The sequence below is a fragment of the Hymenobacter terrigena genome, from assembly GCF_054776515.1.
This window is the reverse complement of sequence record NZ_BAAHBU010000006.1, coordinates 130,028-143,323: the sequence shown is the minus strand read 5'-3', so window position 1 is coordinate 143,323 and position 13,296 is coordinate 130,028. Positions and strand designations below refer to the sequence as shown.

12 protein-coding genes are annotated in these 13,296 nt (G+C 61.7%); 10 read left to right on the top strand and 2 right to left on the bottom strand.

Going from position 1 to position 13,296, the window contains the following annotated elements:
• From ACYU7Q_RS21570 to ACYU7Q_RS21540, 7 genes are all read left to right on the top strand, one after another.
• The coding region (locus ACYU7Q_RS21570) for a glycoside hydrolase family 2 TIM barrel-domain containing protein (protein WP_460611525.1) at nucleotides 1-689 on the top strand (689 nt) is incomplete at its 5' end.
• Nucleotides 689-2,134 (top strand): hypothetical protein, encoded by a 1,446-nt coding sequence (locus ACYU7Q_RS21565; RefSeq protein ID WP_460611524.1) that lies wholly within the window; start codon nucleotides 689-691, stop codon nucleotides 2,132-2,134. The genes ACYU7Q_RS21570 and ACYU7Q_RS21565, both read left to right, overlap by 1 nt.
• 3 nt (nucleotides 2,135-2,137) lie before the next feature.
• Nucleotides 2,138-3,007, top strand: a complete 870-nt coding sequence (locus tag ACYU7Q_RS21560; RefSeq protein ID WP_460611523.1) for a sialate O-acetylesterase — start codon at nucleotides 2,138-2,140, stop codon at nucleotides 3,005-3,007.
• 254 nt (nucleotides 3,008-3,261) lie between these two features.
• Nucleotides 3,262-5,535 (top strand): glycoside hydrolase family 3 protein, encoded by a 2,274-nt coding sequence (locus tag ACYU7Q_RS21555; RefSeq protein ID WP_460611522.1) that lies wholly within the window; start codon nucleotides 3,262-3,264, stop codon nucleotides 5,533-5,535.
• 47 nt (nucleotides 5,536-5,582) lie between these two features.
• On the top strand, nucleotides 5,583-6,404 hold the full coding sequence (locus ACYU7Q_RS21550) for an SDR family oxidoreductase (protein ID WP_460611521.1): 822 nt from the start codon (nucleotides 5,583-5,585) through the stop codon (nucleotides 6,402-6,404).
• Between the two features lie 155 nt (nucleotides 6,405-6,559).
• A complete protein-coding gene (gene uxuA, locus ACYU7Q_RS21545) occupies nucleotides 6,560-7,726 on the top strand; it encodes a mannonate dehydratase (protein ID WP_460611520.1) in 1,167 nt (388 codons plus the stop codon).
• Nucleotides 7,727-7,811: 85 nt separating this feature from the next.
• Nucleotides 7,812-9,278 (top strand): hypothetical protein, encoded by a 1,467-nt coding sequence (locus tag ACYU7Q_RS21540; protein ID WP_460611519.1) that lies wholly within the window; start codon nucleotides 7,812-7,814, stop codon nucleotides 9,276-9,278.
• A 3-nt stretch (nucleotides 9,279-9,281) separates the two neighbouring features.
• On the opposite strand, the gene ACYU7Q_RS21535 is transcribed toward ACYU7Q_RS21540, so the two are convergent.
• Together ACYU7Q_RS21535 and ACYU7Q_RS21530 are read right to left on the bottom strand one after the other, a co-directional pair.
• Nucleotides 9,282-10,619 (bottom strand): PQQ-dependent sugar dehydrogenase, encoded by a 1,338-nt coding sequence (locus ACYU7Q_RS21535; protein ID WP_460611518.1) that lies wholly within the window; start codon nucleotides 10,617-10,619, stop codon nucleotides 9,282-9,284.
• A gap of 97 nt (nucleotides 10,620-10,716) precedes the next feature.
• Nucleotides 10,717-11,118 carry an NUDIX hydrolase gene (locus ACYU7Q_RS21530; RefSeq protein WP_460611517.1) on the bottom strand — a complete coding sequence of 134 codons (402 nt, stop codon included), beginning with the start codon at nucleotides 11,116-11,118 and terminating at the stop codon, nucleotides 10,717-10,719.
• 217 nt (nucleotides 11,119-11,335) lie between these two features.
• On the opposite strand from ACYU7Q_RS21530, the gene ACYU7Q_RS21525 reads away from it, so the two are divergent.
• The 3 genes from ACYU7Q_RS21525 to ACYU7Q_RS21515 all read left to right on the top strand — a co-directional run bounded on the left by ACYU7Q_RS21525 (nucleotide 11,336) and on the right by ACYU7Q_RS21515 (nucleotide 13,275).
• Nucleotides 11,336-12,070, top strand: coding sequence for a DUF72 domain-containing protein (locus ACYU7Q_RS21525; protein WP_460611516.1), 735 nt, complete (start codon nucleotides 11,336-11,338; stop codon nucleotides 12,068-12,070).
• Nucleotides 12,071-12,114: 44 nt separating this feature from the next.
• On the top strand, nucleotides 12,115-12,834 hold the full coding sequence (locus ACYU7Q_RS21520) for a DUF72 domain-containing protein (RefSeq protein WP_460611515.1): 720 nt from the start codon (nucleotides 12,115-12,117) through the stop codon (nucleotides 12,832-12,834).
• 72 nt (nucleotides 12,835-12,906) lie between these two features.
• Nucleotides 12,907-13,275, top strand: a complete 369-nt coding sequence (locus ACYU7Q_RS21515; RefSeq protein ID WP_460611514.1) for a winged helix-turn-helix domain-containing protein — start codon at nucleotides 12,907-12,909, stop codon at nucleotides 13,273-13,275.
• Nucleotides 13,276-13,296 lie beyond the last annotated feature (21 nt).

Genomic DNA, 13,296 nt, shown 5'->3' with positions numbered 1-13,296 from the left:
TGCCCGTGTACTGGACCATTGCCTGGCAAAACCAAGCCACCTACCAGAACGCCGAAACCCAACTCTCCGACCTGATTTCGATGGGGAAAAACCGCGCCAGCATCGTCGTCTGGTCCGTCGGCAACGAAACCCCGCTCAGCGACCCGCGCCTCACTTTCATGACCAACCTCGTGAAAAAGGCCCGCGCCCTGGACGATACCCGCCTCATTGCCGCCGCCCTGGAGCTGCACCGCACCCCCGACAACGTCATCCACGTGGACGACCCGCTGGGCGAGTCGCTGGACCTCACCAGTTTCAACGAGTACGCCGGCTGGTACTGGGGCGGCAAGCCCGGCGAAATCACCAAGTACACCTTCAATATCAAGTACAACAAGCCGGTGATGATTAGCGAGTTCGGCGGCGATGCGCTGGCCGGCTACCACGGCGATGCCGACACCCGCTGGAGCGAGGAATACCAGGAGGCGCTGTACGTGAACCAGCTCAAAATGCTGGGCACGATAAAAGGCCTGCGCGGCATGACGCCCTGGATTCTGGCCGACTTCCGCGCCACGCGCCGCCAGCACCCGGTGTACCAGAACGGCTTCAACCGCAAGGGCCTGATTTCGAGCACGGGGGTTAAGAAGAAGGCATTTTTTGTGCTGCAGGAATACTACCGGCAGCAGGCGGCTAAATACGACACCGGGAAATAATGACTGCTAATCAATCCCAATGGCTGACCGCCGCGCTCTTCCTGTTCACCCTCACGGCCCACGCCCAAACCTCCCGCGACAGCGCTGAATATACCCTGCGCGTCGCCGCCAAAAAGACCATCAACAACTCCCAGGTCGACGGCAAGGCGGGCTTCTCGGAGTATAAGAACTACCCCACGCGCACCATCGCCACGTTGCAGGGCTTCAAGCCGACTACCGTGAAGCTGGACAAGTACGGCGGGCGGCTTGACAAGAAAACCAAAGCCACCGGCTACTTCCACGTCGAGAAAATAAACGGCCGCTGGTGGGCCGTGGACCCCGACGGCTACTACTTCCTGCACAACGCTCCCAACGACGTGCAGGCCGGCGGCTCCGAACGGACTCAAAAGGCGCTGAAAGCCAAGTACGGCGACCGCGCCGGCTGGATGGCGGCCACCCGCAAGTTCTTCTTTGCGAATGGGTTCAATGGGGCCGGCGCGTGGTCGGCCACCAAGGAAATTCAGGCGGAGAATGCCAGGGCCGACCAACCGCTGGCCTACACCATCAACCTGGATTTCATGAGTAAGTACGGCGACAAGCGCGGCGGCACCTACGTGCAGCCCGGCCACAAAGGCTACCCGAACGACGTGATTTTCGCGTTCGACCCCGGCTTTGAGGAGTTTGCCGAGCAGCACGCCAAGCAGCTGGCCGCTAACAAGAAGGACAAAAACCTTTTCGGCTACTTCTCGGACAACGAGATGCCGCTGCTGCGCAAAAACCTCGACGGCTACCTGAAGCTGCCCGTGACCGAGCCCGGCTACGTGGCCGCCAAAAAGTGGGCCGACGAGCGCAACATCACCCTCGAAACCATCACCGACCAGAACCGGGCTGATTTCCTGGCCTTCGCGGCCGACCGCTACTTCTCCATCGTGGCCAAAGCCATGAAGAAGTACGACCCCAACCACATGTACCTGGGCTGCCGCTTCCACGGCGCGCAGCGCTACTACCCCGAGCTAATGAAGGTGGCAGGCAAATACCTCGACGCCGTGAGCATCAACTACTACAACAACTGGACGCCCGAGAAAACCTGGGTGCGCGACTGGGAAGTTTTCGCCGGCAAGCCGTTCATCGTGACCGAATGGTACGTGAAGGGCGAGGACGCCCCCGGCCTGGCCAACACCGCCGGGGCCGGCTGGGTGGTGAAAACGCAGGCCGACCGCGGCCTCTTCTACCAGAATTTCACGCTGGGCCTGCTCGAATCGAAGAATTGCGTGGGCTGGCACTGGTTCAAATACCAGGACAACGACCCTACGCTGGTAGGCGCGGAGCCCTCGAACACCAACGCCAACAAGGGCATCGTGGACAACAACCTGGAGCCCTACCAGCCTCTGCTGGACAAGATGAAGGAGCTAAACCAGCAGATGTATCACCTGGCCGATTTCTTCGACCAGCGCCAGCCGCAATAACCCATGAAACCCACCCGCTTGCTCCTGCAGCACCTCCTGCTACTGGCCCTGCTGCCAGCGGCTGGCGTGCGGGCGCAAGCGCTGAAACCACGCCTGCGCCAGGTGGTAGCTCCCCCGGCGCGCAAGGAAAAATTCCAGCTCTACCTGCTCATTGGGCAGTCGAATATGGCCGGACGCGGCATGGTGGAAACCCAGGATACCGTACCCAACCGCCACGTGCTGCGCCTGAACCCGGCCGGGCAGTGGGAAGTAGCCAAAGACCCGATTCATTTTGATAAAACCATTGCCGGCGTGGGGCCGGGGCTGACGTTCGGCCGGCTCATGGCCGCGGCGGACACCAGCGCCACCATCGGGCTGATTCCGTGCGCGGTGGGTGGCTCGGGCATTGATGTCTGGACGCCCGGTGCTTACTACGATGGCACCAAAACCCACCCTTACGACGACGCCTTGGCCCGTGCCAAAACCGCGTTGCAAAATGGCACCCTCGCCGGCATCATCTGGCACCAGGGCGAATCGGACAGCAGCCCCGAGAAAAGCGCCTTGTACCAGCAGAAACTCAAGATTCTCATCAAAAAGCTGCGCGAAGACTTGCAGGCTCCCAATGTGCCTTTTGTGGCCGGGCAGCTACCAGCTTTTCAAATTAACAAAACCAACCCCGATGGCCGGCCCCAAATCAACGATGCAGCCGTGCGCATAAATGAAGCCGTGGCCGGCCTAACAAAGCAGGTGCCGCACTACGCCTTCGTCACCGCCGAGGGCACGGCCGATATCGGCGACCACACCCATTTCAACGCTGTTTCGGCGCGGCTGATGGGGCAGCGCTGCGCGGCGGCCATGCAGCTGCTGCAACGCCCGGCCCGGCACAGAAAATGAGCCCAGTATTCTTTCGCAAACCTAATTCTTATTCCATTTCCTGATTCTCTGGGCGCGCCCGGGAATCCTTGTGCTAATCTGGTGGCCGCTGGCCGTACCGGAGTCCGAAAAACAGCCCTCCCGGTCGGAACGGCGCCTCACGAAAATGGTGGGAACGTAAGACTGAGGCCCCGGCCGGGGCGGCTGTGGCCGGTGGCCGCCAGAATGCACAAATCCTTTTTCCAACTGCTGAGGCAGCTTTTCATCGCAACTAAATGAATATTTCGTTTCCCAAGCCCCTGTTGCCGCTGCTGTTGCTGGGCCTGCTGCCCGGCACCGCCGCGGTAGCGCAAAAGAAAAAACCGGTGCCCGCGGTAGCCACCGCCAGCCCGGCCGATATTGAGCAGCGCATCTCGGCCCTGCTCGCCCAAATGACGCTGGACGAGAAAGTCGGCCAGCTCAACCAATACTCGGGCCGCGAGGTAACCGGCCCGGCCAGCGACCGCAAAAACACGCTGCTCAGCAGCATCCGCTCCGGGCAGGTGGGCTCGATGCTGAACGTGAAGGGCGTGAAGGACACCCGCGAAATCCAGGCCGTGGCGCTGGAATCGCGCCTGCACATCCCGCTGCTGTTCAGCCTCGACGTGATTCACGGCTACCAGACCACTTTCCCCATTCCGCTGGCCGAGGCCGCTTCCTGGGATTTGGATGCCATCCGGCTCGGCGCGCACGTTGCCGCCCGGGAAGCCGCTGCGTCGGGCATCCACTGGACCTTCGCGCCGATGGTAGACATCGGCCGCGACCCACGCTGGGGCCGCGTAATGGAAGGCGCCGGCGAGGACACTTATTTGGGGTCGCAGATTGCGAAGGCCCGCGTGCTGGGCTTTCAGGGCGATAAGCTGGGCAGCACCGATGCCATCATGGCCTGCGCCAAGCACTTCGCCGCCTACGGGGCCGCCACCGCCGGCCGCGACTACAACGCCGTGGACATCAGCGAGCAGCAGCTCTGGGAAACTTACCTGCCGCCCTTCCACGCCGCAGCCGAGGCCGGCGCGGCCACGTTCATGAACTCGTTCAACACCCTGAACGGTATTCCCGCTACCGGCAACGCCTATTTGCAGCGCGACATCCTGAAAGGCCAGTGGAAATACCCGGGCTTCGTGGTGAGCGACTGGGGCTCCATCGGTGAGCTGGCCAACTGGGGCTACGCAGCCGACAAAACCGACGCCGCCCAAAAGGCCATCACCGCTGGCTCCGACATGGACATGGAGAGCGACGCCTACCACCAGAAACTGGCCCAGCTGGTGCAAGCCGGCAAAGTCAACATCAGCCTGGTGGATGATGCCGTGCGCCGCATTCTGCGCAAGAAATTCGAGCTGGGCTTGTTCGATGACCCGTACCGATTCTCGGACGAGAAGCGCGAAAAGCAAGTGCTGAGCGACCCGCAAAACCGCGCTGCCGCCCGCCAGATGGCCCAAAAGTCCCTGGTGCTGCTGAAAAACGAAAACGCCGCCCTCCCCCTCACCAAGGCCCTGCGCCGCGTGGCCATCATCGGTCCGCTGGCCAAATCCAAGCGCGACCTCAACGGCAGCTGGACCGTGGACACCGACACCACGCGCATCACCTCGCTCTACGACGGCCTGCGCCAGCGCGCCGGCAAAACCACCGAGCTGCTCTACGCCAAAGGCTGCGCCGTGAGCGGCGACAGCCGCGCCGGCTTCGAGCAAGCCGTAGCCGCCGCCAAAAATGCGGATGTCATCGTCCTCACCGTGGGCGAGGCCTGGGATATGAGCGGCGAAGCCAAATCGCGCACCGACATCCACCTGCCCGGCGTGCAGGAAGAATTATTCAAAGCCCTTAAAGCCACCGGCAAGCCCGTGGCAGTCGTGGTTTTCGGTGGCCGGCCACTCATTTTCGATGCGATATCGGAGCAGGCCGATGCCATCCTCTACGCTTGGTGGCCCGGCTCGGAAGGCGGCACCGCGCTGGCCGACGTGCTCTACGGCGACTACAACCCCGCCGGCAAGCTGCCCATCACCTTCCCGCGCAGCGTGGGCCAGATTCCCATCGCCTACAACCAGCAGTACAACACCGGCCGCCCCGTCACCAAGCCCGGCGATATTCGCTACAGGTCGGCCTACATCGACTCGCCCAACACGCCGCGCTACGCCTTCGGCTACGGCCTGAGCTACACCACGTTCAAATACTCGGACCTGAAAATCAGCCAGGCGCAGCTAAAAGCCGGCGAGTCGGCCCAGGTGACTTTCACCCTCACCAACACCGGCAAAGTGGCCGGTGAGGAAGTAACCCAGCTCTACCTGCGCGACCCCGTGGCTTCCGTGGCCCGGCCGCTCAAGGAGCTAAAGGATTTCCGCAAAATCAGCCTCAAGCCCGGCGAAAGCAAAACCGTGACGTTCACAATTGACAAGGACAAGCTGGCCTTCTACAACTCCAAGCTGGAGTGGGCCGCCGAGCCCGGCAAATTCAACCTCATGGTCGGCAGCGCGTCGGATGATATCCGCCTGGAAGGAAACTTAGAGCTGCTGTAGGCCCGGGGCCTTACCTCACCAATATTCTACCCATTTCCCTCCCAATTATGCCTTCCCTTTCCCAATTCTCCCTCGCCGATAAAGTCGTTATTATTACCGGGGCCACCGGCGTACTGGGCGCGTCTATGTCCCTGGCTGTAGCGGAAGCCGGCGCCAAAGTGGCCATTCTGGGCCGCAACGCTGAGCGGGCCGAAGCGCGGGCGGCCGCCATTCGCGCCATCGGCGGCGAGGCGCTGGTGGTGCTGGCCGATGTGCTGGACGTGGCCCAGATGAACGCGGCCTGCGATAAAATCATGAGCACCTGGGGCCGCATCGATGGGCTGGTGAACGCGGCCGGCGGCAACATGCCGGGTGCCACCGTCGGCCCGGGCCAAAATCTGTTTGATGTGGGCATTGAGGACACGCGCCGGGCTGTGGATTTGAACCTGTTCGGCACTGTGATTCCGACCACGGTTTTTGGGCGCGTGATGGCCGACCAGGGCACCGGGTCCATCGTCAATATTTCCTCGCTCACGGCCCAGCGGCCCCTCACCCGGGTGATGGGCTACACGCTGGCCAAAACCGCCATTGAAGGCTACACCCGCTGGATGGCCACCGAACTGGGCCTGCGCTACGGCGGCGGCATCCGCATGAATGCCATCGCACCGGGCGTGTTCCTCACCGAGCAAAACCGCGACCTGCTCATCGCCGCCGACGGCTCGCACACCGAGCGGGCCACCAAATTCATCAGCCACACGCCCTTCCAGCGCTTCGGCGAGCCGGAGGAACTGACCGGCACGCTGATTTACCTGCTGAGCAACGCTTCGCGGTTTGTGAATGGCGAAACGGTGGTGGTGGACGGTGGTTTCAATGCCTACAGCGGCGTGTAATAGGCTTATTTATAAACAATAACAGACCGTCATGCAGAGCGCAGCGAAGCATCTTGCCCGCAGCAAGTAATCCAGACGAATAGAATTAGTGGTGGCGGGCAAGATGCTTCGCTGCGCTCTGCATGACGTTTCTATAACCAATACTACTCCCAACGATGCCCATTATTCAAAGCTGGCGCTGGTACGGTCCGAACGACCCCGTGAGCCTCGCCGATATCCGCCAAGCTGGCGCTACCGACGTGGTGACGGCCTTGCATCATATTCCCAACGGCCAAATCTGGACCGTGGAGGAAATCAAAAAACGCCAGGAAACTGTGCGCGCCGCCGGCCTGACGTGGAGCGTGGTGGAAAGCGTGCCCGTGCACGAAAACATCAAAACCCGCACCGGCGATTTCCAGCACTACATCACCAATTATCAGGAGTCGTTGCGCAACCTGGCGGCCTGCGGCATCTTCACGGTGACGTATAATTTCATGCCCGTGCTGGACTGGACGCGCACCGATTTGGCCTACGAAATCGAAGACGGCTCCAAAGCCCTGCGCTTCGAAAAGGCCGCTTTCGTAGCTTTCGACACGCAGTTGCTCAAACGCCGGAATGCGGCTCAGGACTACACGGCTGAAGAATTAGTCCGTGCCGAAGCCCGCTTCGCGGCTATGAGTGCCGAGGAGAAACAGCAGCTCCAGCGCAACATCATCGCCGGCCTGCCGGGCAGCGAGGAAAGCTTCACCCTCGAAAAATTTCAGCAGGCGCTGGATGCTTACGAGGGCATCGACGCGGCCAGACTGCGCGAGCACCTGATTTTGTTTCTAAAGGAAATCGTGCCCGTGGCCGAGCGCGCCGGCATTAATCTCGCCATTCACCCCGACGACCCGCCCTACCCCATTCTGGGCCTGCCGCGCGTGGTGAGCACGGCCGATGACGTAGCCGCGCTGGCAGCGGCCGTGCCTTCCCTCAGCAATGGCTTGTGTTTCTGCACCGGCTCCTTCGGCGTGCGGGCCGACAATGACCTGCCGGCTATGGTGCGGCAGTTTGCCGGGCGCATTCACTTCATCCACCTGCGCAGCACCCAGCGCGACGCGGAGGGCAATTTCTACGAAGCCAACCACCTCGAAGGCGACGTGGACATGTACGCCGTGATGCGCGAGCTCATCCAGGCCATGCGCCAGCGCAACGTGAGCCTGCCCATGCGCCCCGACCACGGCCACCAGATGCTCGACGACCTCCACAAGAAAACCAACCCCGGCTACTCCGCCATCGGCCGCCTGCGCGGCCTGGCCGAATTGCGCGGCCTGGAAATGGGCATCGCGCGCGGTCTGGCGTAGGTTTGGGAGATTCCCGGCGCGGGCTGCCGTAATTTGGCCGGCCCGGCCGCAGTGGCCGGGCACACTCTACCCCAACCTACGCTGCATGCTGAAGCGAAACTGGAATTATCTCCTGCTCCTTTTTTTGATTGGCGACTTAGCATACTCCGGCTGGCAATATTTTCAGTTTCCTCTTGATGGCGACCTGGCGGCCATCGTGGCCCCGGGCAAGCCCTACAGCATTGTGTTGCATGACCCTTTTGGGCTGCGGGCGCTGCTGGGGCACGAAATTTACCCGGCCCCGAACCGGTTTTTCGCCCACCTGTTTTTGCACGAATACTTCCGGCACATCCCCCTGCTATTGCAAGGCGCGTTGAGCCCTCTCGACAGCGTGTACGCGGCCTGCGCCCTGCTGAAATTGGCTGTGCACATGCTGCTGGTGTACGTGCTGGCCGTGGCCATCAGCAATTCGCGCAACGTGCTGGGCCGAAAATTCCTGCTGGCGGCCGTATTGGTTACGCCGCTGCTCCAGGCCGAGGGCTACGGTGGCCAGATGGGCATCATCGACTGGTCGGTGACTTACGCGGCTTTCTACGCGCTGCCCATGAGCTTGCTGCTGCTGTTTTTTTTGCCGTTTCTGCGGGCGGCACTGCACGGCATGCCGCTGCGCTTGTCGGCGCTGGAGTACGTGGGGCTGCTGGGTCTGGTCGTACTGCTGGCCCTGAATGGGCCGGTTATTCCGGCTGTGGTACTGCTGGTTTGCCCCACGGCGCTGCTGCTGGCTTGGCGCGGCCACTTCGCTGGGCTGGCCAATGGCATGAACTGGTTCCGGCGAGCGACGCTGGCCGTCAGCGCGCTGCCCTGGCGCAAGCTCAGCCTGTTTGTTCTCTTCAGTGCCTTGAGCCTGTATTCGCTCTACATCGGCCGGAACAACTCCGAAAACCTATGGGCCGGCATTCCGTTGTCGGAGCGCTACGCCCGGCTGCCTTTTGGCATCTACGATGAGCTCACGGGCAAGCTGGGCCTGCCGCTGCTGCTCGTCATGCTGCTGGTGAATGCCTGGCTGATAGCCCGCTCGGTGCGCACACCACTGGGGACTAAAGCCCAGCAGGCCCTACAATGGCTGGGCGTATTTGCGCTGGTGTATATGCTGCTGCTGCCGCTGGGCGGCTACCGCGCTTATCGGGAAAACGTCATCCGGCGCGACAGTATTCTGCCCATCCTTGTGGGCATGATTGGCTGTTTTGCCTTTTCGAGCTACTACCTGCTCACGCACCTGCCGGCTGTGGCCCGGCGGCGCTATGCGGCAGCCGTGGCAGTTTTCGCGGCCCTTTTCACAATAGCCGACAAGCCCAAAGCCCGTGACTTCAATACCTGCGAACGGCAGCTTTTCGCCACGCTGGCCCAGTCAACCGAACCGGTGGTGCTCCTGCCTTCCGACTGCACCATCATGGATTGGAATGTACTCACCGACTACCGCAAATCGGACGTCAATACCGAGATGATGTACTTCTGGGGCATTATCAAAACGCCCCGGCTGTACTATCAGCAGCCCTTGCCGGCCGGCAATTGAAGCCTATTTAGCGACACTCACGCGCCAGATTTTATCGGCTGCGTCATCGGCCACCAGCAGCGAGCCGTCGGGCAGCGTGGCCACTCCCACGGGACGGCCGTAAGCGTCCTTCGAGTCGCCGCCGGCCAGGAAACCGGTGAGAAAATCCTCCGGTTTGCCAGGTTTGCCATTGGCAAAGGGCACGAATACTACTTTGTAGCCCGAAAACTGCGTGCGGTTCCAGGAGCCGTGCTCGCCGATGAAAGCGCCGTTGCGGTACCTGGCCGGAAAGGCATCCTTGTCATAAAAAGCAAGGCCGAGCGCGGCTACGTGCGCCCCCAAGGACACGTCAGGCACCAGAGCTTTCTTGATGAGGTCGGGCCGCTCGTTTTTGCGCCGCGGCTCCTCGTTCTGGCCATAGTACGAGTAGGGCCAGCCGTAGAAGCCGCCCTCCGTCACGCTGGTGAAATAGTCGGGCACCAGCTCATCGCCCAGCTCGTCGCGCTCGTTCACCACGACCCAGAGCTTGCCGGTGCCGGGCTGCCATTGCAGGCCGATGGGATTGCGCAGGCCGCTGGCAAATATTTTCTCGCCCGTACCGTCGGGGTTAATCTGGAGAATGTTGGCGCGGCGCACTTCTTCCTCGGCCCCGTGCTCCTGCACGTTGCTGCTTGAGCCCACCGTCACGTAGATTTTGGAGCCGTCGGGCGCGGCCAGCAGGTTGCGGGTCCAGTGGTTGTTGTAGCCGCCCTTGGGCAGGTCGAGAATGCGCTGGCCCGAGCCCGTGATTTTGGTAGCGCCCGGCTGGTAGGGGAAGCGCAGCACGCCATCGGTGTTGGCCACGTAGAAGTAATTACCCATAATCAGCATCCCGAACGGCTGGCTGAGGCCCGCCAGAAAGGTGGTGCGCAGGTCGGGCGTGCCGTCGTGGTTGGTGTCGCGCAACAGCGTGATGCGGTTGGCGCTGTGGTCGCGCAGCGACCGGGACTTGTCCAGTTTGAGCTCGGCAGCCACCTTTTTGGTCATGCTCGTCGGCACGGTGCTGGCTTCGGCCACCAGCACGTCGCCGTTGGGGGCCACGTACAGCCAGCGCGGACTGTCCAGCTTCCCGGCGTACTCCGTGACCGTAAAGCCGGCGGGCGCAACGGGCGTTTTGCCGGCTGGCCAGGGCTGGATATTTACTCGGTTGGTGACGGATTTGGTGGCGTAGGGCGCGGGCAGGTGCACCGAGTCGGCGGCGGGCGTGGTCACGGTTTGGGCCGGCGTGTTGGTAGCGGCTTCTTGCTTTTCCTGTTTGCTGGGGCCACCGCAAGCAGCCAGCAGGCCCAGACCGGCCAGCAGTAGCGGAACATTTTTCGACATCATAACGGAGAAAATAGCGTAGCACGCGCGGTTGACTGCGGCCGCGCTGGGGCAGCTGTTTTTACTTCCGGATGGCGAATTGGTTGCCGCTCAGCTTTTATTCGGCCAATAACCCCTGCGCTTTCAGCCAGTCAAAAATCAGCTGGTCCACGGCCGACACTTGGGCGCGGTGCCGGTAGGTCAGCCACGTCACCTCCGCGATTTCGGCGGCTGGCTGCAGCGTGCCGCTGTAGCGGGCGTAGTAGCAGGCCATGCGCACCAGCACGCCCGCCGGATGCCCGTGAGCGGGCGCCTCAAACGTGCCGGCATACGTCAGGCTGGCCGGGTCGAGGGTCACGGTCAGCTCCTCTTCGATTTCGCGCAGCAGGGTTTGGGCATCGGTTTCGCCCGGTTCGCGCTTGCCGCCGGGGAAGTAGTACCGGTCTTTGCCGTGGCTGCGGGTGCTCAGCACTTGGCCATCGCGCAGGTGCAGCCAGGCTATTTTGTCGATGACGGACATAGGAATGGGGGCGTTTAAGTTGCGAAGGTAGGGAGTGAGCCTTATCAGCAAACACGGGCCCCTGCCCCAGCAGCCAGCTGCGCCTTCAGGGAAAGCAACTGATTTTTCATACGCAGAAATGAAACCGGGATATGCGCTGGGGTAGCAAGACCGCCCTTCAGTCGCGGGCCTTGGACTTGCGTAGAACTTGGCGCGCGGCTTTTTGCCCTTTCTCCCCATGAATCCCACTGTATACATCGGCTGCTCCGGCTTCTCCTTCCGCGACTGGAAGGGCATCTTTTATCCCGAAGGCCTGCCGCCGCGCAAGTGGTTCGCCTACTACTGCACCCAGTTCAACACCTTGGAGCTGAACGTGACCTTCTACCGAATGCTGGAGCTCAAGGCTTTCGAAACCTGGTACGCCCAGAGCCCGCCCGATTTCCGGTTTGCCGTGAAAGCGCCTCGCCAGGTCACGCACTACAAGAAATTCAACGCCGAAGCGCAGCCCATTCTGGCCGATTTTTATGGCACCGTGGCCGAAGGCTTGAAGGAAAAGCTTGGCCCTGTGCTCTTCCAGCTGCCACCCAAAGCGGCCTACACCGAAGAACTGCTCCAACGCCTGCTCGATAGCCTCGACCCGGCCTTTCAGAACGTGGTCGAATTTCGCCATCCCAGTTGGTGGGACGGCGAAGTGCAGCGCACGCTCGCCCGTTATCACATCGCCTTCGTGGGCCAAAGCTACCCGCCGCCCCTGGAACTGCCCGACGAGGTTGTGGCCAACACCGACGTCGTTTATTACCGCTTTCACGGCGTGCCCGAGCTGTACAAATCATCCTACAGCCCGGGGTTTCTGGCGCGCATCGCCTCCGAAATAAAAGCCGCTAAAAGCGTGCGGGAAGTGTACCTCTATTTCAATAATGGCATCGGGGCCGTGGGCGTGGAAGATGCCCGGCAGATGCAGCAGTTGTTGTAAGCTCGGCGTTAACCCCAGCGGGCGGGCGAGCGTTTGCAAATCGTATGGCTGTATTCCACATTGGCTGCTCCGGCTACCACTACCGCCATTGGCGCGGCGCTTTTTATCCCGAGAAAATGCCCATGCGGCTGTGGTTTGAGTACTACAGCCAGCACTTCCGCACCCTGGAGTTGAACGTGACCTTTTATCGGTTTCCGCAGCTTTCCTTCCTCGAAAACTGGTACCGCCGGAGTCCGCCCGACTTTCGCTTTGCCGTGAAAGCGCCGCAGCTCATCACGCACTACAAGCAGTTCCGCAACGTGCAGCAGTTGCTCGGCGACTTTTATGATACGACCGGGCGGGGCCTGCTCGAAAAACTAGGCCCCGTCCTCTTCCAGCTGCCGCCGCGCCTGGCCTACGACTCCGACCGCCTCGCCCGCATCCTCGATTGCCTCGACCCCAGCTTCCTCAACGTGCTCGAATTCCGCCATCCCAGCTGGTGGCGGCCCGAAGTGTACGACGAGCTGGCCCGCTGCCAGGTCATCTTCTGTGGCCAGAGCCACCCGCAACTACCCGATGCCGTAGTGGCTACCACGCCCGTGCTCTACTACCGCTTCCACGGCGTGCCCGACCTCTACCGCTCGCCCTATTCCGAGGATTTCCTCCGCCGCGTGACCGGAGAAATCCAAACAAATTCCGCCGTGCAGGAAGCCTACCTGTATTTCAACAACGACATCGACGCCTCGGCCATCGGCAATGCCCGGCAAATGCTTGCTATGGTGTAACGCGGACTTTTAGTCCGTGTCTGAACGAGCCAACCGCAGCCTAAAAGTCCGCGCTACGCCTATACTTGCCCCATGAAACCCCTGCTCCTCCCCGATAAAACCTACCGCCTGAACGGTCGCCTCTGGCTCGAAACGGACGACGGCCGCTTCCTCGGCATCGGCCGGCTGGAATTGCTGGAGCAGATTGCGGCGCTGGGCTCTATATCGAAAGCCGCGCAGGCCATGGGCATGTCCTACAAGCGCGCCTGGGACTTGGTGAGTTCCATGAATGCGCAGGCCGCCACCCCGCTGGTGAGCACCCAAACCGGCGGCACCAAAGGCGGCGGCGCCGTTGTAACGGCGGCCGGCCAGGCCGCCATTGTGGCATTTAAAGCCCTGCAAACCCGTTTTCAGGAATTCATGGCGCTCGAAACGCAGCGGTTGCACGAAAAAGAAGATTAAAAACGGGCGCTATATCTTTAC

What these genes read in the sequence shown, in the direction of transcription:
- ACYU7Q_RS21540 (WP_460611519.1), top strand. Translation starts at nt 7,812, where the DNA reads ATGCTGAAGCGAAACTGGAATTATCTCCTGCTCCTTTTTTTGATTGGC.
- ACYU7Q_RS21560 (WP_460611523.1), top strand. Translation starts at nt 2,138, where the DNA reads ATGAAACCCACCCGCTTGCTCCTGCAGCACCTCCTGCTACTGGCCCTG.
- ACYU7Q_RS21550 (WP_460611521.1), top strand. Translation starts at nt 5,583, where the DNA reads ATGCCTTCCCTTTCCCAATTCTCCCTCGCCGATAAAGTCGTTATTATT.
- ACYU7Q_RS21515 (WP_460611514.1), top strand. Translation starts at nt 12,907, where the DNA reads ATGAAACCCCTGCTCCTCCCCGATAAAACCTACCGCCTGAACGGTCGC.
- ACYU7Q_RS21565 (WP_460611524.1), top strand. Translation starts at nt 689, where the DNA reads ATGACTGCTAATCAATCCCAATGGCTGACCGCCGCGCTCTTCCTGTTC.
- ACYU7Q_RS21535 (WP_460611518.1), bottom strand. Translation starts at nt 10,619, where the DNA reads ATGTCGAAAAATGTTCCGCTACTGCTGGCCGGTCTGGGCCTGCTGGCT.
- ACYU7Q_RS21555 (WP_460611522.1), top strand. Translation starts at nt 3,262, where the DNA reads ATGAATATTTCGTTTCCCAAGCCCCTGTTGCCGCTGCTGTTGCTGGGC.
- uxuA (WP_460611520.1), top strand. Translation starts at nt 6,560, where the DNA reads ATGCCCATTATTCAAAGCTGGCGCTGGTACGGTCCGAACGACCCCGTG.
- ACYU7Q_RS21520 (WP_460611515.1), top strand. Translation starts at nt 12,115, where the DNA reads ATGGCTGTATTCCACATTGGCTGCTCCGGCTACCACTACCGCCATTGG.
- ACYU7Q_RS21530 (WP_460611517.1), bottom strand. Translation starts at nt 11,118, where the DNA reads ATGTCCGTCATCGACAAAATAGCCTGGCTGCACCTGCGCGATGGCCAA.
- ACYU7Q_RS21525 (WP_460611516.1), top strand. Translation starts at nt 11,336, where the DNA reads ATGAATCCCACTGTATACATCGGCTGCTCCGGCTTCTCCTTCCGCGAC.